Raw genomic sequence first — 25,709 nt, 5'->3', positions numbered from 1 at the left:
ATTTAATTAGTATTTATGGCGTTGTTTTATATAAATAGGGTTTATTTATTTTGCAAAGTTGACATGTTGCTCTAGCATATAAGCAAATTGATAAATTTTTGCTTCCATACCATGCCTAGAAATAAGTTGTAGCCCTATAGGCAACCTGTCTTTTGACAGTCCAACAGGTAGAGATAAAGAGGGGTTGCCTGTAAAATTAGTCGGCGCTGTCAAGCGTAACAAAGCGTTTCGAACAGACTCCACTTTTCCGTTGATTGTGACTTCTCTTTGCCCAATATTAGGTGGAACTATTGGCAAAGTAGGTGTTAATAGGATATCTACATGATTAAAGACCTGATTATATTTATAAATTAATTCTTGTTTTTTTGATTGTGCATGTACATATTCATAGGCTTTTACTAGTCGGCTAGCTTTTAGCCTTTCATATACTTCAGAATCAATGCTTTTTTGATGTTTTTTTAATGTGTGTGCATGTATAGAGGAAGCTTCAAATTGGATTGTTATAGATTGTGCGTGAGAAATCTCGTCGATATCATCTATATTAACTTCTGTTACCTTTGCACCTAGATACTCACATACCTTAATACATTTGCTAAACATTTGATGGACTTCTTCTTCTAAGCTCTGTAAATAAAAAGAAGGAATACCAATTACCATTCCCTTAACATCCGTTCCAATTAAAGAGCTGTAATCTTGAATTTCGATATTTAAAGAATAAGGATCATTTGGATCATATCCTGCTAGAACATTTAACAGAAAAGCATTCTCTTTTACAGTTCTAGTTATAGGACCAACATGATCCTGAGTATATGACAAAGCATGTACATCTTTTTTACTAACTAGACCAAAAGTAGGTTTCATGCCTACTGTTCCACAAGCTGATGATGGTATTCTGATAGATCCACCTGTATCCGTTCCTACAGAAAGATTAACTAAACCGGCGCCTACAGAAGCTGCAGACCCACTACTTGATCCACCAGTAATCTTCGATGAGTCATAAGGGTTAAGACACGATCCAAAATAGGAACGGTCGCCCGTAGGTCCATAAGCAAACTCATGTGTATTCACTTTTCCTATGATGATGGCACCAGCATTTTCAAGCTTTTCTACTATCGTAGCATTTGTATCTGGTATAAAATCTTTGTAAAGTTTTGAGCCCATTGTTGTTCTGATGCCTTTTGTAAAGATTAAGTCCTTTAACGCAATAGGAACTCCATGTAATCTACTCCTTACCTTTCCTTCTACCAGTTCTTTTTCTAAATCTTCAGCTGCTTTGAGAGCTTTTTCACTACATACAGTAATAAAAGAATTAGTATTGCTATTCTCATTAGATATCTTCTCTAACGTATGTTTTACCAACTCAGTAGGAGATAGTTTTTTTTGTTCAATTAATGGTGATACCTCATCAATATTCATCTTCGTTAACTCCTTAATCATCAACTTACATCTAACTCCTAAATAAGAATAAATTAGTTTTTATGCTTTTATGGATTAGAACACTATCTTATTTTTCAATATTTCGAGAAGTAATCTAAAACTCAATTTATCCAGGGACTTAATTTTGTATCATTATCTTAGATAACCTTGTGTTAAGGTTGCTAACTCATAAATTTACAATGTTGTACTACAAATGATGCTTGATTACCATTACTCTCTTGCAATATTGCATAAATGATTTACTATAAAAATTAAGTGGTTATGACTTACTATATATTTTCGTAACTTTTATGGTTATTTTCATATGGTGCTCATCTCCTTCTTTTTGCTTTATAAGTCTTTATACATGCACTCATTAATCTACTATGCAATATTCATGCCAACTTTTATATCCGATAGTTTGTATCATTATGCTTGAAATAATATTAATAGTTAATGGAATATAAAATGAATTTCAATGCAGAATTGCATGTATTTTTGCATTTTCGCATTAAACTTTTAAAGGATGTGTCTTGTATGAATAAAAAATTTTTCTTTCCATTAGAGTTGGCTCTCAATTCTCTTTCGTCTGGCTTCATCATTATTGACCGTAAAGGCACTATTCAGTTTATTAATCCAAAAGGTGCTAAGTTGCTTAAGGTTGAGGCTGAAACAATTGCAAATAAGTCTATTTTAGATTTGTTAACAAAAGGTGATTCTTCTTTATTCTTAAATCAAGAGCATTCAACTAGTGAAATCTTTATCGGTAAACAAAAGCTTGTATTAAATCATTCTCCTATTTTTACGGATCAAGGTTTTTATGGAATTTCAGCTTTTTTTGAAGAAGAGCATCATTATGAAGGATTACTAAAAGATGTGAACTCACATAGTAACTTAAACTTTGACTTACAAGCTCTTTTAGATACATCGTATGATGTTATCTATGTATCGGACAATAAAGGCGTGACACTACGGGTAAGTTCAGCATGCAAAGAATTATGGGGAAAAGATGAAAATGAGCTAGTAGGAACAAGTGTCTATTCGTTAGAAAGAGAAGGTATTTACACACCTTCCATTACACGTCTGGTCTTAGAAAAAAAAGCACCTGTTTCAGAATTTCAAATAACGCGAACTGGAAGAAAACTTAAAGTTATTGGTACACCTATTAAAGATAAGAATGGAGAAATTGTAAAAGTAGTAAATGTTTCAAAAGATATTACGGAAATTAGCCAGCTTCAATCAGAACTACAAGAAATGAAAAAGCTTGCGGAAGCTTATAGAAACGAGTTAGAAGAACTTCGTGTGCGTAACGAAGCCGAAAATCAACTTATATTTCGAAGCATAGCAATGAATCAAATTGTTTCTATTGCTAAAAGAGTAGCAAATGTAGATTCAACTGTTTTAATTTTTGGAGAAACAGGAGTAGGTAAAGAGGTAATTGCTAACTATATACACAAATTGAGTCCAAGAAGTCATAAACCTTTTATTAAGCTCAACTGCGGAGCCATTCCAGAAAATCTTCTCGAATCAGAATTATTTGGATATGAAAAAGGTGCATTTACTGGAGCTGTTACACAGAAAATAGGAATGTTTGAATTAGCAAATGGTGGAACAATCTTCTTAGATGAAATCGGTGAAATGCCCCTTTCATTACAAACAAAGTTACTACGTGTTATTCAAGAAAGAGAAATGTTAAGAGTAGGTGGAACAAAACCTATTAAATTTGACGTGCGAATCCTTACAGCAACAAATAGAAACCTAGTAAAGATGGTAGACGAAGGAACATTTCGAGAAGATCTTTATTATCGATTAAATGTTATACCAGTTAAAATCCCTCCCTTACGTGAAAGACATGAAGACATTTTAGCTTTAGCTATACACTTTATTAATTACTTTAACCAAACGTATTCACAATCAAAAAAACTTTCTTCAGCTGCTTTTGAATTACTACAAAGCTATAACTGGCCAGGAAATGTTAGGGAACTTCAGAATATTATAGAACGTCTAGTTGTTTTAAGTGATGATGATACAATTGAAAAATCATTAGTTGAACAGTACCTATATACAGACCAAAGAAAATCTAAGAAGAATGTTAATATTAATAATATTATGCCCCTCAAAGATTGCGTAGAAGAGGCTGAAAGGCAACTCCTTGAATTAGCTCAACGAGAGTGTTCATCTACTGCCCATATGGCTGTTGCTCTTGGAGTTAATCAATCAACCATCAGCAGAAAATTACAAAAGATAAATTTGAACAATAAGTAGTCTTAATAGAAAAGATTTTCTAGTGTGATGATTGACAGTTTCATATAAAAACTGTTAATCATCACACTAATATTGAATGAACCTAGGCAGTACAAGTACTGCTTTGCGAAGTTTCCTAAGATAAATAGACTTCGTTCTTTAATCATTTCGAACAAATGAAGAAGCCTAATGTTGTAACCTAGATATCACATTGTCTTTAATATTATGATAATAGGCTTCTTATAAATTTTCTGAAGTTTTCGCACCAATACTGGAAAACCTAAGACACAACAGCCGATAAGGTTCCAAATCGGCCCTCAGAAAAGAGCATTTTCTCTCCTTCCCTAATCTATTTTCTATATCATGTTGTATAACTACAATCTCCTTCTTATAGGCTATTTCTGCTGGTAATCCTTAAATTTTAGAGCCAAATAGCAGATGCTAGATGAGATTCCAACTAATAAAACACCATATAAACCAGAAATAAATGCAGTGAAACCAAATAGAATGTGTAACATCAAAAAGAGGTACTGATTATTACGCTCTAACTCAATTATGGATGTTTTGTGTTCAAACCTTGAGATAAACAAAGAAAATAAAAGCGCAGTCACATACCAACCGAAAAAGTTTTGAGTGGGAATATCATAATATAATCCACCGTCGTCCCAAATCCAATAATATTTTACATTAGCAGCGACGGGGTCAATAGCTAAATCTAACCATACAGAGAAAAGTGGAACTAATATGATTGTTCGATGACGAAATGAAAATAACCGTGAAAATGCGAGACTAGCTCCAATTACCGATAACCACGCAGGTCCCATCGTAATCGGGACTCCGAGAACCATAAGTCCAAAATCTGATTCATACCTGTATTCCCCAAATAAAAGACCAGTATGAGTTCCAAAAGACTCTATTATAATTGACCCCCAAAAAATCAGTGGAATTATAAAGCGTCCTCTCGGTAATACATTCCATAAATAACAAGAAGCATATAAACCAGATGCGAATAAAAATACCGTGTTTGCCCACTCAAGCCACGGTGGTAAAAGTGAGAATCCGACTAAAATTAGTCCAATGAAAAACCAAACTTTAAAAAAGATCCAAAGATACTTTTGAAAAATTAACATGTTTGTATTAGCACTCCTAAAACTATTTTTACTACTTCCCCCTATTTTAAAACATTCCTATTCAGTTCCCTTGCACATATTTTGACGCACTTTATATTTCATGAAGAATTTAAATACTTTTCATTTATGGATTTCCACAAACCATACAAAAATAGCATATCAACTATTAAGAAAACAGGAGAAAGGAGCATGAAAGTATGTTCTATCTGTGTAGAGATGAGGGATTTTTTGTCTTTTTTTGTTGCTAATAAAATATTATTAAATTCAAATCAATGGCTCCCTTGAAGTGATAACAAGGGAGCCATTGACGGAACCTTTTTTATTTATTATCTTCGCATAATTCCTGAACAAACTTTGGCAACACAAAAGATGCAGAATGGAGTTCTTTTGTATAATACTTAGTATCTATTTCAAAAAAGTGACCATCTTCCACATTTAAAGGATCATGTTTTTTTGAACCCATGGTGAACGTCCACATTCCACTTGGATAAGTTGGAATGTTACACGTATAGAGACGTGCAATTGGAAAAATCTCTTTTGTATCATGAATGGCATTTTTGATTAAATCAGCTTTAAACCACGGGTTATCTGTTTGAGCAACAAAAATCCCATCTTCCTTTAAAGCTTTTGCAATACCTGCATAAAAGCCCTTTGTAAATAAACCGGCAGCTGGTCCAACAGGCTCGGTAGAATCAACTAAGATCACATCATACCTATTTTCACTCTTGATAATGTGTTCAAATCCATCTCCGATTATTAATTCAACTCGTGGGTTTCCATATTCGGACGAAATGTGAGGTAAATGCTTCTTAGAATATTCAACTACTTTACCGTCAATTTCAACTTGTGTGACTTTTTCTACGCTTGTGTGTTTTAACACCTCTCTGATTGTTCCTCCATCACCGCCACCAACTACTAAAACATGTTTAGGAGAGGGGTGTGTGAATAATGGTACATGAGCAATCATTTCATGATAGACAAATTCATCTTTTTCTGATGTCATGACCATACCGTCTAATAACAACATGTTTCCAAACTCTTGAGTTTCTAACATATCTAACTGTTGAAAAGTAGTCTTTTCACTTTCTAATGTGCGATTTACTTTTCCTGTAATACCAAATGAAGAAGTCTGTTTTTCTGTAAACCATAATGTCATGTTATATTCTCCTCTTGTTAACTAATAAGCTTTAGACCAATTGCGGCACTTAATACCATAGCCATAAATATAATTCTAGCTAAGCTCTTTGATTCTCCATAAAATAGGATTCCTACAACCCCTGACCCAACTGTTCCAATTCCTGTCCATATTGCATAAGCTGTTCCCATTGGTAGAGATTGCATGGCTAGACTTAAGAAGGTGAAGCTACTTCCCAGTCCTAACACAAAGACTGCAAATGAAAAGATATTTTTATTACGTAATATAAGGTTTAAACCTGTGACACCTACAACTTCAAAAATGCCTGCACAAACAAGAAAAATCCATCCCATTATGAAGCACTCCCTTCTTGTTTTGTACTGCCCGTTACAAGCTTCAGTCCAATAACACCCGCAAGAAGAACAAGAATTAAGATAATCTTTATAAGTTGAAATGGTTCTCCAAAAACCAGCATCTCAAGTAACACAGTACCCGTAGTACCAAGTCCAGTAAATACAGCATAGGCTGTCCCAACAGGAAGTTTTGAAGTGGCCTTAATCAATAGGCCAAAAGATAAAACAATGGCAATAATGGTTCCTGTCCACGTGAGTACATCATCAGCATGTTTTAATCCCATGACCCAGAATATTTCTAATATGGATCCTAAAACTAATAAACCCCAAGCGCGATTCATTTGACTCTCTCCTTTTATTCAGTAATACCTTGCCAATAAATATTCCACGAATTAGTTAGACGTTTCTGAAGACGATCTGGGAATCCATATAACAGTTCAACTAATAATCCATCAAATATTGTTAAAAATGACAGCATTGCAGATTCAGGAGCAACTTTGTACTTTAAGTCACCCTCTCTTTCTTTAAATACTAATAAAAACAGAGATTCTAATTCATTCACAAACATATTGGTGCCATTTTTAATTTGTTCTTCAAACTCTAATGGTGGAAAAAAGGATGTTCTCATAAAGAAGCTCATATTGTGATCTTTTTGATAACGTCCCAAGTATTCGTTTAAAAAGTTATATAAAATCTTTTCAAGAGGTACTGAATGATTTTCTTCCATGAATTGTTTAATAAATTGCAATTCATTTTCTAGAGAATCATTAAAAGTACTAATAAAAAGATCTTCTTTACTTTTAAAATGTGCATATATAGATTGTTTTTTAATGCCTACTTCATTAGCAATAGTAGCAAGTGAAGCTCCTTGATAACCATGTAAAGCAAATTGATTTAAAGCGACTTCTTTTAACTGATTTGATTTCATCTTATCACTCCTTACGAACGTTCGTAAGTCAATATTAACAAAATGCTATTTTGATGTCAATTTAAATAGTAAATGGAGTAAAAGCCGAAACAAAAAAGAACCCTGGGCACCAGGGTTCTTTTTTATTTGGTTCCTGTAAAGAACATTATGGTAACTGCAATTTCACATGACAAGGAACAGCATACTGAAGGAATAAACTACATTCACAGCGAACACAACTATAGAGATCATTAATAAAAAAAGGGTTAGATAATAAATTTAATGTAAGGCGAAAAAATTTCAATGGGAAGTGGATAAAAAGATGAAAGCTATAATTCAACATGAGTGTGGGAATACGAATGTCCTTCTATATACAGAAATGGAAAGACCTAAAATAAGTAAAAATGAAGTTTTAATAAAAGTAGCTTTTACAAGTGTAAACTATGCTGATATTAAAAACCGTTTAGGTAACAAAGGTAAAGTCACTTTCCCTTTGATGCTTGGTTTAGATGCTGCAGGGACAATTGAAGAGAGTTCGGTCCACTCCTCCTTTGTAAAAGGAGATCGGGTAATTGCTTTTCCAAAGAACGGTTCGTATGCAGAGTATGTAATTGCTAATGAAGAGTTAGTATTTAAAATTCCAGATACTTTATCGTTCGAACAAGCTGCGGCTATGCCAACAGTATCTATCTTATCTTACATACTAATACATGAAATTGGAATGGTAAAAAAGCAAGATACTATCGTGGTTCATAGTGCTGCTGGCGGTGTAGGTTCAATGCTCATACAAGTAGCTAAACTATTAGGTGTTCAAAAAATTATCGGAACTATTGGAGATTTAGAGAAAGGAGATTATGTAAAAAGGTTAGGAGCAGATATTATTTGCACTTATGAAACATTTACAGAGCAAGTGTTAAATCATACAAACAATGAAGGAGCAAATGTTATTTTTGATTCCGTTGCTGGTAATGTCACTAATAAGAGTTTAGATTGTTTAGCCTTATATGGTACGCTCGTTCAATTCGGCAATAGCAGTGGAAAGGCTGGGGTTTTTAAAACGAGTGATGTACATAGCAGTTGTAGAAATATCAAAGGGTTCAGCTTAGGTACTACTAGAAATTATGATCCAGGAAGGTTAGCACCTGTGGCAGAAAAATTATTAGGGCTTTTTAATTCAAAACAACTTACTCTTCCTATAGCACAAGTATTTAATTTGAAAGAGGCGGCTGAAGCACATAAACTAGTAGAAAGTCGTAATTACAGAGGAAAAGTTTTAATTAAAATATGAATACGAAACAATTTGGAAGCATCTACATCTCACTGTATTTACCACCAGAGTTTAGATCCGTTGAGTAAATAGAGCTATTAAAAACAACAAAAAGCAACCTCGGTATTGGCCAATAAACGAGGTTGCTTTTTGTAAGGGTTCGTTCATACGTATCCGACTTATGAAACATCTATATATTACCACTTTATATACGTGCAGGATATTTTTAACATATTACTGTATGTGAATAAAACGTGCACTTTGTATGCACTCTCCTTTCCTTGGGTATCTAGTAAACGTAGTGATATTAAGGGTGTATAAAAAACCTACCTAAAGGAAATAATCATCCATTCTTAAACCCCTTGGGTTCAGTTCACTCTCAAGGGGACTTTTTATAGTTTATAACCTATTTTTTTAGTAATCCTCTTTTATTTTTTCTGAATTCACCAGGTGTACAGCCAATTTTCTCTTTAAACTTATGGTGAAAGTAGGAAACACTTTTATAGCCGCAGGTATCAGAAATATAAGAGATTGAATGATTAGAATATAGCAAAAGTTCTTTTGCTTTAAACAAGCGTTTAATTCCTAGATAGTTGGGAAGTGTAAAGCCAGTTGTACGTTTAAAAACACGGCTAAAGTGTTCAGCGCTGACTAAAGCCTCATTAGCAAGAGTTGATAACGTTAAATCACTTTCCATATAATGCATGTCAATATATATAAGAATTTCTTTCATCCATATTTCGCTTTTGGATTCTTCTTGAATAATTCCTTTTATATCTGTCCGATTAGGGTTCCTGTTAAAAAAGAGTAAAATCCAATGAAGTAAAAGCAACAAGGCTTGACGATTTCCCTTTTTTTTATGGACTTCACCTGCCATATGTAAAAGTAACTCTTCGTAATTTTTCATCTCACTTTCTGTTAATTGATATTGATATTCTGGCTCCTTATTCTTGTGATGAAAGAAAGATAAGTAAGAAAAAGAATCCCCAAGTTCCATTGAATAAATAAGTATGGGATGAAACAATATTACACTGCATACATAAGGAGACTCTACCGACGAGGTTGCTTTATGGATAATATCTGCTGGGATGAGATACATCTCATTTTTTTTAATATCGTAAAAGTTTTTATTAATAAAAAAACTTCCTTCACCATCATGAACAATAACTATTTCATACCAATCATGGAAGTGGTATAAATTAACTTTGTAATCCGGATTTCCACTTATTTTATACATGAAAATGAATGGAAACAACGGGTCATAGGAATGTATTTCTTTAACAGCTTCCATATAAATAGGCACCCTTTCAATTGTTTCTTTTATAGTAGCAAAAAGATCAAAAAAAAGCATATTCTTGCACAATAAAACGGAACAAATCAATCTACACCGATACTATAATCAAATTAACAGCTAGAAATGTCTAGAAAATTAAATAGGGAGAGGGATAGATTTGAAAAAGCATTTAGTAGAAACGTTACCACAATTAGAGAATGAATACATTCTTACACAGGAACAGATTAATAACTATCAAAAAAATGGACATATACGTCTGCAAGGTGTAGCTTCAAAAGAAGAAATAAAAGCTTACCGTGATGTCATATATCAATTCGTTCAAGAGCATACAAAAGAATTAGCACCATTATCTGAAAGAGATACTTACGGAAAAGCGTTCATTCAAAGAATGAACCTCTGGCAAGAATCAAAAGAAGTAGAAAGGTTTGTAATGGCCCGTCGATTTGCAAAAATAGCTGCTGAATTGCTTGGTGTAGACGGTGTTAGAATCTACCATGATCAAGCATTGTTTAAAGAGCCTGGTGGCGGACATACTCCATGGCATCAGGACCAAACTTATTGGCCAATAGATACTGATAAAACCATTACAATGTGGATGCCGTTAGTAGATGTTTCTGAGGAAATGGGATCAATGTCATTTGCATCAGGTTCTCATCAACAAGGCTATATTAGTAAGCTGGCCATTTCAAATGAATCTCATCAAACATTAGGTGATTATATTAATTCAAAAGGATTCGATACAATTACGTATGGAGCAATGGATGCTGGAGATGCAACCTTCCACTACGGATGGACTCTGCACAGCGCTCCAGGTAATCCCACAAAGCGTACACGTGAAGTAATGACGATTATATACATTGCTGATGAAACAGTCGTGTCGAAAATTGATCATAAAGCACGTGAGAATGACTTGAAACGTTGGATGCCTGGTTTGCAAACTGGTGATCTCGTCAATAGTCCATTAAATCCTCTTGTTTATCATAAAAATAAATAAGAGAGGATTTTCTATTGAATACGTATGAAAAGAAGTCAGATATTATTTGTAATAAAATAGAAGATAGATTTCATCATGAAAGAATGGCAATTTTGCCATTCTTTTTTGTTATGTTTTCAGGAAAGAGTGTTTATGTTAACAAGAAATAAATATCTTATATACCTCAAAATGAAAGCACCGTTCGTTACATGAACGGTGCAAATGTGCTACCTTATTTCCTTCAAACGATGTACTTCTCTACTTTCAAGTAGTTGTTCCGTTTGACTTCTGTAATGTTTATAATGGGACGTTTCAAGGTGTGACAAGAGAGCTTCTTCGTTTTTCCATCTCTCATAAAAAACAAATGTATTTTTTTATTGATATCTTCATGAAGCGTATATTGAATACATCCGTCTTCTGCTCTTGACGGTGCAATAACTTTTACCAACTCTTCTCGAAGAAATGTCTCTTTTCCTGGCTTAGCCTGAAGTATTGCATTAATAATAATGTCCGCCATACTTTTCCCTCGTTTACGTTCGTTTTTTAAAGTGCGTTTCGCAAAATTTCTTTTACGTCTTCTTTTTTCAATGGAATATATCCACCAATCGTTTCTGCTACCATTGCACGTTCAGACATGAGTTCCAGCTCTTTATCATCAATCTTATAGTCTGAAAGGGTTGCAGGGGCACCGATTGAATTCCAAAATGATCTTAAGGCATCAATCGTTTCTTTTGCTACTTCATTATCCATCTTACCCTTAGAATCAATATCAAAGACACGAATTCCTAATTGAGCTACTTTTTCTGGTTTCTGTTTTGCAACATATGCCATCCAGTGAGGGAATAAGATTGCCAAGCCTCCTCCGTGAGGAATATCGTGAACTGCGGAAACAGCATGTTCAATCATATGTGTGGCCCAGTCCGTTTTTACCCCCATCGATAAGGTTCCATTTAACGCGAAGGTTCCATTTAACATCATCACTTCTCGATACGCATAATTTTCTAGGTCATCAACGAGCTTTGGAGATACTTCAATTACCGTGCGTAAGATAGCTTCTCCCATTCGCTCTTGAAGAGGTGCATTTGTTGATGCATGGAAATATTGTTCCAATACATGAGACATAATATCAACAATACCGTAAACCGTTTGGTCACGTGGTACAGAAAATGTAAGTTCTGGATCTAGTACACTGAATTTAGGGAATGTATGAATAGAGCCAAAAGCACGCTTATCTTGGGCTTCCCAGTTGGTAATGACAGAACCCCCGTTCATCTCAGAGCCTGTTGCTACTAGTGTAAGTACTGTACCAATTGGAAGGGCTGACGTTACTGGTGCCTTTTTCGTCACTAAATCCCATACGTCTCCCTCATAGTGAGAGCCAGCAGCAATTGCTTTTGCACAGTCAATGACACTGCCTCCTCCTATTGCTAAAATAAAATCTAATTCATTTTCTTTAATTAAGTGAATCCCTTTATTAACTGTTGTTAAGCGTGGATTGGGCTCTACACCGTTCAATTCTACTGTAAAGGCGTCAATTTCCTTAAGTAAAGACATCACTCTATCGTATAACCCATTACGCTTAATGCTGCCTCCTCCGTATAGAACTAACACACGTTTGCCATAAAGGGGGATTTCATTTTTTAATGCTTCAAGTTGACCTTTTCCAAAAAATAATTTTGTTGGATTGTGATATTGAAAATTTTCCATTGTTTTTCTCCTTTAGTATCATATTTGATAGGGGATACCTATAAGCTCTTATGAGCTTACAGACATCTTTTCATTGTTTATTTAGATAGTCGACTAACAACTTCTTCTGCTACACTCACTGTAGACTGTGGATTTTGTCCTGTTACTAAGTTTCCTGCTGTTTGCACATTGTTTGTCCAATTTGGTGCTGCTACTACATTTGCACCAAGCTCGCGAAGACGCGTTTCTAAAAGAAATGGCATGAAGCGATCTAGTGTTGTTTCGCACTCTTCTTCATCTGTGAATGCTGCTACATCTTTACCTGCTACTAGTGGCGTGCCATCTGATAAAGTGACTCCTACTAAACCGGCTGGTCCATGACAAACGGCAGCTACTACTTTATCTGCTTCATAGAGTTCACGAATTAATGCTTGAAGTTTTTTATTATCTGGAAGATCAAACATAGTACCGTGACCACCCGGTAAGAAAATGGCATCAAATTGGGAGCCATCTGTAATTGCATCCAATGCTACCGTATTTTCTAAATGCTGAGCTGTATCTAAGATTTCTTGCGGTGTTTCTCCTTCAAGACTTCGATCATCTACGGGAGCTTTTCCACCTAATGGGCTTGCTACGGTAACATCATATCCAGATTTTGCAAACTCAACGTACGCTTCGCCAAATTCTGAAAGCCAAAGACCTGTTTTGTGATCGTCTTTCATTTTATCAGCCGTTGTTACGACCATTAGTACATGTTTATTCATATAAATATCCTCCTAAGGGGTAATCGTCTAATGTTTTGAGTCTTACAAGTCATATTGTAGAACTGATATACCTATAATACAAATTAGAAAAAATGCATTTATCTATAAAAAAATTTATAGTTACAATTCGTGAGTACATTCTTAGTTTCACCTAGTTCTCTCCCTATTCATTTATTGGTTACTGCATTTTAATCCCATTCATATCAGCAATAAAAAAGCTATCTGTCTAGAGATACTTCCTTTCTTATTTCAATGGCATTGAAATCGTTCATTGTTTATTTGAATAAGCAATAAAAGCTTTCTTGCACACTTTTATTTTCAGTTTAACTACTCAAAACTTCTCTGTAAGTCACATACAAATTAACAAAAACACGTACGGTAAAAGCTATTTTAAACTGAAAGGTTACAACTAATAAATCCTATGTCTTTTATATAAAGAGGCTGTTAATATCAAATAGTTCGGTAACTTATACTTTTACGAACGATATCATTTTTTATTTCACCCTAATATAGACCCAATAAAATTCTCTTTCTATGCTTAAATACCAAGCTTTCTCTTTGATTGTTTACTGAAAGCAAATAAAAAAGCCTTTCTTTTCAGAAAAGGCTTTTCTATTTGCTTTCAGCGAATCATTACGTGGGTTTTTGGTTCATTTCTATTTCCAATTTGATACAGTCCAACTCAAATCAACTGGTTTGGTTACGTGTAACGTTCTTGAAAGAGGTTCACCATGACTAGATACTTCTACTTTCCCGGTATCTGTATGAATCTGAAATGAAAAACTTACGTCTATAGGCAAGATGAACGTACCATAATATAAGTTCGGCTGTATCATTTTCAAAGGAAGTCCAGCATAAATAGTTGTTGCTTCTGAAATATCCTCTACGGATCGAACCTGTAAAGAAGCTACCAGTTTATCTGGCATATATTCTACTATTTCAATTTCTTTTTCGCACCGTAAACTGTTTTCTTCGAATGAAACAGTTGTTTTCCCAACTTTTTTAGGTAAAATTTTTCCGTTGCATTCTACTTCTGCTATACGTTCATCTGAAACTGAAAACGCACCATTTAGTTCACTCATTTTAAATCCACTGCTGAACGATTTAATGACATTAACACTGCATGTAGATTCATTTAACCCTATTAAGTTTCTTCCCGTTATCTCAACTGATTCCAAATCGCCCTTATTTCCAAAGAAGTAGATCAGAGGTGAGCTTATCCTTTTAGCCCAATCATTTTCTGTGTGAGAAGCTTCAGGGTCTTGATAGTAAACTAATTCTTTTCCATATTCATATCCAGCAGCTATTAACTTTTTCGCCACTTGCTTTACATGGTCTACCATGATTAGTAAACCTTCTTGTTCCCCAACATCCATCCACACTTTATATATTTCTCTCTTATCTGTGTAAGACTCAACTAAAGGAAATACGCTTAAAGACTTTGGATCCACATAATAAAAATAAGGTGAAAGAATTCCCAACATTCCAAATACATCAGGCCTTCTAAATCCCATATGATAAGTAACGGCCCCTCCTCTTGAAGATCCCATTAGCGCAGTGTGACACGCCTCTTTTTTAGTTCGAAAAACAGAATCAATATATGGCTTTACTTCTTCGACCACAAATTGTTCGTACAACTCTCCTTTTGGTGTCTTTGTAGCTAATGGCTGAGGAATATTCAGTTCAACTACGTCTAATGTGTGATAGCTGTACTCTTCTGCTCTTTCTTCATGCATATTGGATATTCCAACGATAATGATTTCTTCGATCTGCCCCTCCTTGATTAAGCGCTCTGCTTCAAGATGGATTTTCCACGACTGCCCGTTGATAGCAGCTCTGTGGAAGATATTTTGTCCATCATGCATATAAAGCACAGGATAATACTTTTCTTTCTCTTTTTCATAGCTCGGAGGCAAATAAATATATAAATTTCGCTTATTATTTAAATAAGTCGAATAAAAATCATTTATCACGATGATGTTAGGTCCTGTCATTTACTCTCTACTCCCTTTTTGATAACGAATAATTTCATTAATTCATTTAATTAATTAATAGAAACGTATATGGAGAACTAATTTCTCCACACGTTTCATTTCTTATTATAAAGGCCATACCATAATGCTAGCCCTCCTGCTCCAATCACTTCAATGTTTTCTCCTAACTTAGAAGATTCCACTTCTATCCCATCAGCTCGAGCTAAGAAAGAACATTGATTTACTTCCTTATTAATAATGTCCTTTACTGGTAAAATAGGATTTGATAAGGTACCGCAAAGAACGACTTTTTTCAAATGAAGCATATTGATAAAAGAAGACAATACAACAGCAATTTGCTCGGCTGCTTTTTCAATCACTTCCAGTGTAGCTTCATCACGATCAACAGCTTTCCGAAGAACCTCATCAGCTGTTGAAACTTGCAGCTCTTCTAAAATAGCCTGTTCTGATGCATATTGATTCAAGCAGCCTTTATTTCCGCACCAGCATGGTTTCCCTTGATGTATATAGGTCATATGGCCAAATTCTCCGCCCCCTGTTAAGCCACTGCGATACAATTCATTTTTCAGGACCATTCCAGCTCCTATTCTATGACCTAGATAAATACACATAAAATCTGATAGTTGTTTGCCATTACCAAACATTTTTTCAGCCAGCGTCATTGCGCTTACATTGTTATCTAAATAGATAGGTAATGATATTTCTTTTTGTAAGTAGGATACCAGTTCAACATCAGGCCAGCCTAAACGCTGATTTCCTAAAAGCTTTCCATTTTCAATATCTACAACACCTAAAGCTCCTATGCCGACTCCTTCTATAACCATCTCTGAGTGATCATGCAAATACGTTTTAATTCGTTCTGCTGTAAATGCTAAGAACTCCTCTTCATTAAACTTAGAAGGAACAGGTATTGTTTGTAAATCTGTAATTCTTCCTTTTAAGTTAACAAGTCCCATTTTCAAACGCTCCATACTTGTATGGATGCCAAGAACCCAATAAGAGTCTCCGTTCAAATCTAGAGCTACCGACTTTCGTCCAGCTCTAGGACTCTTTGTTTGAAGATCCCCTTTTTCTACAATTAGACCGCGTTCGATTAACTCTGCTGTTAAATATGTAATCGTTGCAGGAGTTAAATGGGTAATTTCAGCAATTTGCTGCCTAGAAATTGGACCATTTTGCAACAGTAGTTTTAGAACTAAAGATTGATTTAATTTCTTCGTTCTTGTCGTATTTTGCCCTTTTAATACCATGTAAACTCTCCTATTGTCATTCTATTTCCTTCATTATAACATTTAATTAAAAGGTACATATCAACGTTGCTTACCCTTTTGTTCCCCCAGCTGTAAGTCCAGTCACAAAATATTTTTGCAAAGCTAAAAATAAAAAGCTAATGGGGATAGCAATTAAAACTGAGCCTGCTGCAAATTCGGTAAATGAATTTCCGAATTGACCGCTGATCATGCGGTACAATCCTACAGCTAATGTGTACTTTTCCTCAGAACGTAATAGGATAGTAGCTAAAATAAAATCTGTAAATGGAGTGATAAAGCTAAAAAGCGCTACTACTGCTAATATAGGCTTTGCTAAAGGAAGCACTATTTGATAAAAAATGCGGAAATTCCCTGCTCCATCCATTCTTGCAGATTCGTCTAATTCTTTTGGAATCGTATCAAAATACCCTTTTGCAAGCCATGTATTCATTGGTAAGAGTCCGCCGACATAAATTAAAATTAGCGCTAAATGTGTATCTAACAGCCCACTTAAATAGGCTAATACATAGATAGCAATTAAAGCTGAAAATTGTGGAACCATTTGTAAAATTAAAAATAACATTAAGCTGTTTTTTCTTCCCACAAATTGAAAACGTGAAAATGAGTAAGCCATTAGACCCACCATGATAACGGACAATACCATCGTTACTATACTGATTTTTAACGTATTCCAATACCATCGCAGGTAATAGCTATCATTAAAACTGAACAGTTCTTTATAATGAGACAAAGTTGCATTTTTTGGAAACATGGATGAATTAGATAAACTGTTACCTGGATTTAAAGACGAACCTATAATCCAAAGTACTGGAAAAATTACAATAGCGCTCGCAAGAGCCAATACGATATAAGAAAAAGTTAATCGAAGAAATCTCTGTGTCTTTATGTTCATATCACATCATGTCCTCTTCTTTAAAAGATTTTGTACGCCTAAATTGCCATAAAGCTATAGCTATAACAATCATGGAAAGTACCAACGTAATGGCTGCAGCTTTCCCGTATTGCGCTGAGGTCATGGTTAAATTATAAATCCATGAAATTAAAATATCTGTACTCCCCGCATTTTGACCGGATACAGCCGGACCTCCTCCATTAAATAGATAAATCACATTAAAATTATTAAAATTACTTGTAAATTGTGTAATCATAATAGGCGCTGTTGTGAAAAGAACGATTGGAAGTGTAATGTGTCGAAACTTATTCCAAAGCGTAGCTCCATCAATCGTTGCAGCTTCATAGAGTTCTTCTGGAATTGATTGCAAAACGCCAGTAATCATTGTAAAAACAAAGGGAAATCCAATCCACCATTGAATGAAGATTAAAGCTACTTTAGCCCAGAAAGGATCGCTCATCCACGGAATTGATGCTATACCAAAGAATGCTAATATATCATTATTAATAGCTCCAAATGTTTCATTAAACATTCCGCTGAAAATGAGGATGGAAATAAAAGCTGGTACAGCCCACGGCAAAATTAAAATCGTACGAAAAAAGCGTTTAAACTTAAGCTCTTTCTGATGAATTACGATGGCTAAAAACATTCCGATCGAAATTTGTCCACTTGTTGCTACGAAAGTCCATACAACTGTCCACGAGAATACCGAAATAAAGGTTTCTCTCCAAATATCCAGCTTGAAAATATCAATAAAATTACTGATTCCGTTCCAATCAACCAAACGGGCCGGGGGAGAATGGTAAAGATTATAGTTGGTAAAAGCTAATAGCACCATAAAAATAATTGGAAATACCACTACCAAAATAAGAAGTAAAAAACCAGGTGATAACATTAAATAAGGGAAGCCGTTTTGAATTAAATTTTGGTACTGTTCCCTCACTGAATGAACAGCTATCCCCTCGTCTCGTTTTTTACCGTTTTGATAAGCATCATATAGGTTATAAGCGTATATTCCTACCCCAAAAGCTAGTACGAGTACTGCTAAGATCCCTTCTACTAAAAGAAAAATAGAATGATCCCGAAAGGGTTTTGTTCCAAGAGTCATAAGCCCCCATAATCCGATATTTAATAAATCTTTAAAGGCTATAATAAACGAGGCTGCTAAAATAAATAGAAAAAGGCCTTTTAATAGCTGCTTATTGTATATTTGACCTAAACCGGGAATACAGGATAAATACATAGCAATTCGACGATGCTTCTTTGGATGAATTTGACCTAAATAAGATGTAGAATATTCCACTTGTTTCTTTGTATCATTCATGCTGTCCTCTCCCTTCTATTAACTACCATGGTTTGCTTGAATTTGATCATGTATTGTTTCTGCCGCTTCATTCAACGCTGTTTTTGGATTTTCCCTTCCGTTAGCAATTAACTGCAGCGCTGTTACCATCGGACCCCATACTTCATTCATCTCAGGAATATTTGGCATTACTTTTCCTGTGCTTGCTTGTGTAACTATAGCTTTAGATTTTTCATTTTCTTGAATTAAAGGATCATTTAAAAGGGATACAACAGGTGGAATCTCTTGTGTTTTTTGATAGCGAATCTTTGCATTTTCATAGTTCGTCAAATATTTGACAAGTTTAGTAGACCATTTGCTGTATTTTGTAAAGCTATTGACTTCCCATCCTTTTACTCCAATAAATGTTTGCATAGGTTTTCCATTTGGCAGTGTTGGTAACGTTGACACACCGAGATCAATTCCTGCTTGTTTGTAACTGTCAAAAGCCCACGGCCCGCTCATCACCGAGGCGACCTTACCTTCACTAAATAAGCCTTCTAACGTTGAACCACCGTTTTCGCCGATAATTCCTTTTGGAAACAACTCTTCCTGATACCATTTCTTTATGTATGAAGCTCCTTTTACCGCACCTCTGTTGTTTAATTCAACCTTAGAAGCATCTACGTGCCCATCTTTTGTTTTAAATATTTCTCCTCCCATTCCTGCTATCACGGCATTTGCAAAATAGAAGTTATCCCAAGGTGCTAGGAAAGCATATTGTTTATGACCTTTGAGCTGCTTTGAAATCTTATAGAGCTCTTCCATCGTCTTTGGAGGTTCTTTCATAAGCTTTTTATTATAAAGAAAAACAGGCGTTTCGATTGCTTTTGGAAGTCCATAAAGCTTTCCGTCATAAGTCTGAGACTCAATCGCTTGTTTCGTAAATTGACTAATAGTTTTTTTATCCACTTTGATTGGCTTAATTAGCCCTTCTAACGCCAATTGTCCGATCTGATCGTGTGGTAAGCTTAGTACATCGGGACCTGTTCCCGCAGGTCCATCTAACCTAATCTTTTCTTTAATTTCTGCGGATAGCTCTAGCTCCTTATATTCTACTTGAATACCATATTTCTTTTCGAAACTTTTTATGGCAGGAATTAAAGCTTCCGCTTTTCCCTTCTCCTCCCAAACAACTAGTTTTTTTGGTTTCCTCTCCACTTCACTTTTTTCTTTCGCATCTAATTTCTCTTCTATACCACATGCCGTTAATAAAGCAATTGTAGAAGCTAATAGAATGCTTTTTTTAAAAAACTTCATTTTTTTCTCCCCTTTCATTTATTCTTTTTAAATTAATTAAATGTTTTAATAAATTAACTTATAATTCATTATTATAAATCCAAAAATAAAAAATGCAAGCACTTACAATATAACAAATACTTAAATATATTCATTGACAATAAAAATAAAAAAACCTAATATTATTTTATTAATTATTTTAATCAATTAAAAAAGGGGATTTAATTGTGAACTATACTTCTATTTTCCACCGTCCTAAAAATAATTTTGCTTATGCATACGATGAAGATACCTTACATATTCGCTTGCAATCTAAAAAAGGAGATTTACACAAGGTTACCCTTATTTATGGAGATCCTTATTTATGGAAAGACGATAAATGGCTTTATAAGAGAGAACCTATGTTTTTGGCAGGATCTGACGATTTATTTGATTACTGGCACATTTCAATAAAACCAGATAATCACCGAATGCGCTATGGATTTATATGTAAAGACAGCGTTGAAGAAGTGGTTTATACCGAAAGAGGTTTCTTTAACGAAATACCAAATCATTGTCACTACTACTTTTGTTTTCCATTCTTAAATAAAATTGATGTGTTTACTCCTCCTTCTTGGGTAAAAAATACGATTTGGTACCAAATATTCCCTGAAAGGTTTAGTAATGGAGATCATTCTATAAACCCCGAGAATGTAGAGAAATGGGGAGAAGCACCCACAGCTTCAAACTTTTTTGGGGGAGATTTACAGGGAATAGTGAATCGTCTAGATTATTTAGTAGACCTAGGTATTACAGGCATTTATCTTACACCAATATTTGAAGCATCTACCAATCATAAATATGATACCATTGACTATTTGAAAATTGACTCTCACTTCGGTGACAAACATGTATTCAAGAAACTCGTAGAAGAATGTCACAAAAAAGGAATTAAAGTTATGCTGGATGCAGTTTTTAATCATAGTGGTTATGGATTTGGACCTTTTCAAGATGTTTTGGAAAAGGGAGAACAGTCAATTTATAAAGATTGGTTTCATATAAAACAGTTTCCTTTAAAAGAAGAAAATAAAGTGAACTACCGTACTTTTGGTTTTGAACCGATTATGCCTAAATTAAATACAGAAAACAAAGAAGTACAAAATTACCTTCTGCATGTGGCAAAATATTGGATTGAAGAATTTGATATTGACGGATGGCGCTTAGACGTTGCAAATGAAGTAGATCATCATTTCTGGAGAGAATTTAGAAAAACAGTTAAATCGATTAAACCAGACGTCTACATCTTGGGAGAAATTTGGCATGATTCTATGCCTTGGCTTCAAGGAGATCAATTTGATGCAGTCATGAACTATCGTTTTACCAATGCTGCATTGGACTTCTTCGCAAAGCAAACATCTACAGTTGAAGAATTTCAAAATGAATTAACTAAAGTTATTCAATCTTATCCTCAACATGTGAATGAAGTGGCATTCAACCTTCTTGGAAGTCATGATACACCGAGAGTTTTAACAATGTGCCAAGGTGAAACCCAAAGGCTCAAACTGCTGTATGTATTTCAACTTTCGTTTACAGGCACGCCGTGTATCTACTACGGAGATGAAATTGGTTTAACCGGAGGAGACGATCCTGGATGCCGAAAATGCATGGAATGGGATAGTGCTAAACAAGACCTTGATTTATTCAATTTCGTAAAGAAGCTACTTGCATTGCGCAAACAGTATGCATCTTTTGGAAACGACGGAGAATTTGCTTTTAAGGATTTAGCTCAGGATATAGTATCTTATACAAAAACTGCAGGATCTGAAGAACTAATGTTCATTATTAACCGTTCAAATGTCGAAAAGGAAATTCAACTCCCAAATAGCTTCAATCATGCTTTAAACTTATGGACAAATCAACCTGTATCTAAACAGTTTTCTCTTAAAGAACAGAGTTTTGCCATTTTAATGAAAAGTTAGATCAGATGTAACTTGAGTTATACCTCTAGTTGAGGTTATAACTATTTGAAATATATCTTTGTTTGCAGATTTCTATCTATATTAGTTATCAGGCCTCTTATAGAGATTATCTATAATACAGAATAAAGGTAAACTCTTAATTTCTATCATGTAAAGAAATTAGGACTCAAAATTAGCTTTTTATAAGTTAAAATTATTAATTTAGTTTCTTTAAATATGAACTAAAATTATTTTTATATGTTTTTTTGGTATATATATCAATTAAATGAGGAGAAAAGAATAATGACTGAAAAGGAAAAGATGTTGAGTGGGCAAGCTTACAATGCACGAGATGTAGAATTAATGGAAATTGCAAATCAAGCTAGGATTCTTATGGATGAATTTAATAGTTCTCAGCAGGATGAAACAGAGAAAAAGAAAAAAATCCTTTCAAATTTGCTTGAATCAATAGGAGAAAATGCATGGATAGAAAAGCCATTTTATTGCGATTATGGTCAAAATATATCTATTGGAAAAAATACATTTATTAACTTTAATTGTACAATATTAGACACTAATAAGGTTATAATCGGAGAGAATGTGTTAATTGCCCCAAATGTTCAAATCTATGCAGCCACACATCCGTTAAAAGCCAATGAACGTATTAATATAAATCACAAGAAAGATGAAGCTCCTTATCTTACTTTTACTAAACCTGTCACGATTGGAAATAATGCTTGGATTGGTGGTAATACAGCAATCTTGCCAGGGGTTACAATAGGAGAAAATGTTGTGATAGGAGCCGGAAGTGTTGTAACAAAATCAATTCCTGACAACTGTTTAGCATATGGAAATCCATGCACAGTTGTCAAAAAGATTTAATTAATATATAAATATGTATTTTAGTTTTTTTTATTAAAATTAAGATTCAAGATGAGAGTATTTTAGCTACTAGATTTTTATATAATGTCATACACTTATATATTTACAAACTAAGGGGATAGAAGAGTCAGAAAAAATTGGCTCTATCTATCCTTTTTTAATATTACAAATAAACTCATTATTATAACTAACTCTTCCTTTACCAATGAATTGTTGTGGCAATTCATAAAGCTTACATAATAAGCAGGTAATTAAGGGTTTTTAAAATTCTATATATAGGTAATTTTTATATGAAAATAACGTTATTTGTTCAATTTCTTACTATATCTATAAAAAACTCCTATAACAATGTGAGTAGAGAGGGTTTTAGTAAAGAATTTCTTATTCTTGCTCACTCATTATCTTTTCATCAAGCTGCATTAGGTAGTGCGCATCAATCGAACAATCGTCAAGAACAAGAAGAACTGCAGAAAATAGGAGATGTGATGGTTCAACTTGTGAAAGAAGAAAAGATAGACCCACTTGTTAAGAGAACGATTTCTTGTAAAGGTGAAATTACGACCTCAAAAGAGTTACCTTTTTCGGAAAAGTTATTTTATTCATTTTAATATCTGTAAAGAAATAATATCAGTCTTAAGACCGAGGTGAATTTCAGTCCTCTACTATATGATTCTATCATTTCATTTTGTTAATATAATTTTATATTGTATCAAAGGAGAGAGATTTTTTAATGAAAAAGAAAAAGTTGATATTAATATTAATTATTGTGGCGGTATTTTCCTTTTCCTTAATTTGGTTAAAATCAGGTGGGTCCGATACTTTATATAAAAGAACATCTTCTTATAAAGCTACCCCTACCAAGTATGAAGAAAATATATTATGGCCAAAAAATAAAGAGGAAAAAAACACGGCTGGAGAAGCTAGTGGTGTAGCTGTTAATTCAAAGGGAGATATTTATTATCTACATCGTGCAAATTCTACATATGGCGGAAAACAGCTAATTAGCGAAAATACAGTAGTTGTCATTGATGGAAAAACTAAAAAGGTAAAAGATACATGGGGAAAGAATCAATTTCAGTCTCCACATGGGCTTGAAATTGATAACCAAGATAATGTTTGGATTACGGATATTACTCAAAATAAGGTATATAAATTTTCATCTCAGGGAGATTTATTAAGCAGTTATGGTTCTAATTATCCTTTTTATATGGAATGGGCTCTTAGAATTCGAAATGAATTTCCAAATTCCCCTACTGGCATGAATAAGTATACCTTTGCTAGGCCTACAGATGTAACCGTTTGTAATGATGGGTCATTTATTGTAAGTGACGGATACCGAAATCATCGAATTGTTAAGTTTGATAAAAATGGAAAATTTTTATGGGAGAGAAATAGTTTAGGAAACGGCCCTGAACAATTTAATCTACCGCATGGTATTAGTCAAGATAAGGAAGGGAATATCTATGTAGCCGATCGTAATAATGCGCGTTTAGAAGTTCTTGACAAGAACGGTAACTATCTTACAAGTTGGAAACAGCCGTCACTAGGTAGACCTTTTGGTGTAGAAGTAGGAGAGAATGGTAAGATCTATGTAGTAGACGGTGGCAACTCTCTTTATCCTAAGCATGGAAAAGGCTCGAACCAAGTAATTGTGTTAAACAAAAATGGAGAAATATTAGAGCGTTTTGGTAAGTGGGGGAATAAAAATGGAGAGTTAAAAGTTCCCCATGATATCGCAGTAGATAAAAAGGGAAATATCTATGTAGCTGAATTAGGGAATAAAAGATTGCAAGAATTCCATATTGAGTAATATAGTTTGTTGAAAGACGTAAGGAACTTAACTACTGTTCTCAAGGGCACTTCTATCTACTCGCTAGAAGGAGTGTCTTATTTGATAAATAATCTTTAAGATGGTTTCCTAGAATTTGTTTTATGTTAACTATCAATGATAATAAATAAAAGGATCAGCCCAAAAGAAGGCTCATCCTTTTATTTATTAATTAAACCCTGAAATCTGATGTGGCACATAAGGCTTTTCGAGTGAACTAATCTCATCAGCCGTTAGTTTAATATCCAATGCAGAAACTGCATCTGTTAAATGATGTTCTTTTGTAGCCCCAATAATAGGTGCTGCTACAGGTTGTTTCTGTAAAACCCATGCTAATGCAATTTGGGCACGAGGAACTCCACGATTTTCTGCAATTTCTTTTACAGCTTCTACTACTTTTCGGTCTGCTTCAGCTGTTGATTGGTAAAGGTGTTCTCCAAATGCATCATTTTCTGATCTAGTACTTGTCTCTTCCCAGTCCCGAGTAAGTCTACCGCGAGCTAATGGGCTCCATGGAATAACTCCAATTTTCTCTTCTTTACAGAATGGAAGCATTTCTCTTTCTTCTTCACGGTATAAAAGATTTAGGTGGTTTTGCATACTAACAAAACGAGTCCACCCATGACGTTCAGCTGTATAATTTGCTTTTTGAAATTGCCATGTATGCATGGATGAAGCGCCAATATAACGAACTTTTCCTGCTTTCACTACGTCGTGAAGAGCCTCCATCGTCTCTTCAATAGGTGTATGATAATCCCAACGATGAATTTGATATAAATCAATATAATCTGTTCCAAGACGGCGAAGACTATGATCTACTTCTGTCATAATAGCTTTTCTAGATAAACCTAATGCATTTTGTCCTTCGCGCATGCTTCCATAAACTTTGGTCGCAATTACTACCTCATCACGATTAGCATAATCTTTTAGGGCTCTTCCCAAGATTTCTTCACTGCTGCCGCCTTGATACGCATTAGCTGTATCGAAGAAGTTAATACCAAGATCTAAGGCCTTTTTAAAGAAAGGGCGACTTTGCTCTTCGTTGAGTGTCCATTTATGATGACCGCGATTAGGGTCTCCGTAGCTCATACAGCCAAGGGCAATTCTTGAAACGTCTAATCCTGTATTTCCGAGTTTTACATAATCCATATTTAA

General features: G+C 34.4%; 22 protein-coding genes and 2 pseudogenes. 7 read left to right on the top strand and 17 right to left on the bottom strand.

Annotated features, from left to right (window positions below; all coding sequences use genetic code 11):
• Positions 1-45 precede the first annotated feature (45 nt).
• Positions 46-1,416 (bottom strand): amidase, encoded by a 1,371-nt coding sequence (locus tag U9R83_RS27025; protein WP_226701698.1) that lies wholly within the window; start codon positions 1,414-1,416, stop codon positions 46-48.
• A 537-nt stretch (positions 1,417-1,953) separates the two neighbouring features.
• Here U9R83_RS27025 and U9R83_RS27020 point away from each other — a divergent pair.
• Positions 1,954-3,681: a sigma 54-interacting transcriptional regulator gene (locus tag U9R83_RS27020; RefSeq protein ID WP_328575535.1), complete on the top strand. Its 1,728-nt coding sequence runs from the start codon at positions 1,954-1,956 to the stop codon at positions 3,679-3,681.
• Positions 3,682-4,055: 374 nt separating this feature from the next.
• On the opposite strand, the gene U9R83_RS27015 is transcribed toward U9R83_RS27020, so the two are convergent.
• The 5 genes from U9R83_RS27015 to U9R83_RS26995 all read right to left on the bottom strand — a co-directional run bounded on the left by U9R83_RS27015 (position 4,056) and on the right by U9R83_RS26995 (position 7,206).
• Positions 4,056-4,790, bottom strand: coding sequence for a carotenoid biosynthesis protein (locus tag U9R83_RS27015; protein ID WP_209369608.1), 735 nt, complete (start codon positions 4,788-4,790; stop codon positions 4,056-4,058).
• 319 nt (positions 4,791-5,109) lie between these two features.
• Positions 5,110-5,946, bottom strand: a complete 837-nt coding sequence (gene speE, locus U9R83_RS27010) for a polyamine aminopropyltransferase (RefSeq protein ID WP_209369609.1) — start codon at positions 5,944-5,946, stop codon at positions 5,110-5,112.
• Positions 5,947-5,963: 17 nt separating this feature from the next.
• Positions 5,964-6,278, bottom strand: coding sequence for a DMT family transporter (locus U9R83_RS27005; protein ID WP_209369610.1), 315 nt, complete (start codon positions 6,276-6,278; stop codon positions 5,964-5,966).
• Positions 6,278-6,619 (bottom strand): DMT family transporter, encoded by a 342-nt coding sequence (locus tag U9R83_RS27000; RefSeq protein WP_098525941.1) that lies wholly within the window; start codon positions 6,617-6,619, stop codon positions 6,278-6,280. Before U9R83_RS27000 ends, U9R83_RS27005 begins: the two co-directional genes overlap by 1 nt.
• 14 nt (positions 6,620-6,633) lie before the next feature.
• Entirely contained in the window at positions 6,634-7,206 is a 573-nt protein-coding gene (locus tag U9R83_RS26995; RefSeq protein ID WP_209369611.1) for a TetR/AcrR family transcriptional regulator, read from the bottom strand.
• 301 nt (positions 7,207-7,507) lie between these two features.
• Between U9R83_RS26995 and U9R83_RS26990 the strand changes: the two genes are divergently transcribed.
• A complete protein-coding gene (locus U9R83_RS26990; protein WP_226701700.1) occupies positions 7,508-8,473 on the top strand; it encodes a quinone oxidoreductase family protein in 966 nt (321 codons plus the stop codon).
• A gap of 385 nt (positions 8,474-8,858) precedes the next feature.
• Here the strand turns inward: U9R83_RS26990 and U9R83_RS26985 are convergent, their stop codons facing one another.
• Positions 8,859-9,743, bottom strand: coding sequence for an AraC family transcriptional regulator (locus U9R83_RS26985; RefSeq protein ID WP_209369613.1), 885 nt, complete (start codon positions 9,741-9,743; stop codon positions 8,859-8,861).
• A 160-nt stretch (positions 9,744-9,903) separates the two neighbouring features.
• Between U9R83_RS26985 and U9R83_RS26980 the strand changes: the two genes are divergently transcribed.
• Positions 9,904-10,740 (top strand): phytanoyl-CoA dioxygenase family protein, encoded by an 837-nt coding sequence (locus tag U9R83_RS26980; RefSeq protein WP_209369423.1) that lies wholly within the window; start codon positions 9,904-9,906, stop codon positions 10,738-10,740.
• Positions 10,741-10,946: 206 nt separating this feature from the next.
• Here the strand turns inward: U9R83_RS26980 and U9R83_RS26975 are convergent.
• The 9 genes and pseudogenes from U9R83_RS26975 to U9R83_RS26935 form a co-directional block, all read right to left on the bottom strand.
• Positions 10,947-11,051 (bottom strand): annotated as a pseudogene (locus U9R83_RS26975) (putative quinol monooxygenase); the annotation flags it as partial.
• Between the two features lie 101 nt (positions 11,052-11,152).
• Positions 11,153-11,236, bottom strand: a pseudogene (locus tag U9R83_RS26970) (putative quinol monooxygenase); the annotation flags it as partial.
• 26 nt (positions 11,237-11,262) lie between these two features.
• A complete protein-coding gene (locus tag U9R83_RS26965) occupies positions 11,263-12,426 on the bottom strand; it encodes an iron-containing alcohol dehydrogenase (RefSeq protein ID WP_328575534.1) in 1,164 nt (387 codons plus the stop codon).
• A gap of 77 nt (positions 12,427-12,503) precedes the next feature.
• On the bottom strand, positions 12,504-13,169 hold the full coding sequence (locus tag U9R83_RS26960; RefSeq protein WP_209369429.1) for a type 1 glutamine amidotransferase domain-containing protein: 666 nt from the start codon (positions 13,167-13,169) through the stop codon (positions 12,504-12,506).
• A 656-nt stretch (positions 13,170-13,825) separates the two neighbouring features.
• Complete coding sequence (locus tag U9R83_RS26955) at positions 13,826-15,163, bottom strand: alpha/beta hydrolase (protein WP_209369431.1); 1,338 nt, start codon at positions 15,161-15,163, stop codon at positions 13,826-13,828.
• Between the two features lie 95 nt (positions 15,164-15,258).
• Positions 15,259-16,413, bottom strand: coding sequence for an ROK family transcriptional regulator (locus U9R83_RS26950; protein ID WP_226701701.1), 1,155 nt, complete (start codon positions 16,411-16,413; stop codon positions 15,259-15,261).
• 70 nt (positions 16,414-16,483) lie between these two features.
• Positions 16,484-17,326: a sugar ABC transporter permease gene (locus tag U9R83_RS26945; protein ID WP_328575533.1), complete on the bottom strand. Its 843-nt coding sequence runs from the start codon at positions 17,324-17,326 to the stop codon at positions 16,484-16,486.
• 1 nt (position 17,327) lies between these two features.
• Positions 17,328-18,650: a carbohydrate ABC transporter permease gene (locus tag U9R83_RS26940; RefSeq protein ID WP_328575532.1), complete on the bottom strand. Its 1,323-nt coding sequence runs from the start codon at positions 18,648-18,650 to the stop codon at positions 17,328-17,330.
• A gap of 18 nt (positions 18,651-18,668) precedes the next feature.
• Positions 18,669-19,928: an extracellular solute-binding protein gene (locus U9R83_RS26935; RefSeq protein WP_226701703.1), complete on the bottom strand. Its 1,260-nt coding sequence runs from the start codon at positions 19,926-19,928 to the stop codon at positions 18,669-18,671.
• A 206-nt stretch (positions 19,929-20,134) separates the two neighbouring features.
• Between U9R83_RS26935 and U9R83_RS26930 the strand changes: the two genes are divergently transcribed.
• The 4 genes from U9R83_RS26930 to U9R83_RS26915 all read left to right on the top strand — a co-directional run bounded on the left by U9R83_RS26930 (position 20,135) and on the right by U9R83_RS26915 (position 24,536).
• A complete protein-coding gene (locus tag U9R83_RS26930) occupies positions 20,135-21,865 on the top strand; it encodes a glycoside hydrolase family 13 protein (RefSeq protein ID WP_328575531.1) in 1,731 nt (576 codons plus the stop codon).
• A gap of 282 nt (positions 21,866-22,147) precedes the next feature.
• Entirely contained in the window at positions 22,148-22,726 is a 579-nt protein-coding gene (locus tag U9R83_RS26925) for a sugar O-acetyltransferase (protein WP_328575530.1), read from the top strand.
• A gap of 290 nt (positions 22,727-23,016) precedes the next feature.
• A complete protein-coding gene (locus U9R83_RS26920; RefSeq protein WP_328575529.1) occupies positions 23,017-23,334 on the top strand; it encodes a hypothetical protein in 318 nt (105 codons plus the stop codon).
• A 122-nt stretch (positions 23,335-23,456) separates the two neighbouring features.
• Positions 23,457-24,536, top strand: coding sequence for a peptidyl-alpha-hydroxyglycine alpha-amidating lyase family protein (locus U9R83_RS26915; protein ID WP_328575528.1), 1,080 nt, complete (start codon positions 23,457-23,459; stop codon positions 24,534-24,536).
• A 186-nt stretch (positions 24,537-24,722) separates the two neighbouring features.
• Here U9R83_RS26915 and U9R83_RS26910 read toward each other — a convergent pair whose 3' ends face one another.
• Positions 24,723-25,703, bottom strand: a complete 981-nt coding sequence (locus U9R83_RS26910) for an aldo/keto reductase (protein WP_328575527.1) — start codon at positions 25,701-25,703, stop codon at positions 24,723-24,725.
• Positions 25,704-25,709: the final 6 nt, after the last annotated feature.

This window comes from Priestia sp. LL-8, assembly GCF_036227845.1.
GTDB lineage: Bacteria > Bacillota > Bacilli > Bacillales > Bacillaceae_H > Priestia > Priestia zanthoxyli.
The sequence above is the reverse complement of the archived record's forward strand: the minus strand, read 5'-3'. Positions and strand labels throughout refer to the sequence as shown.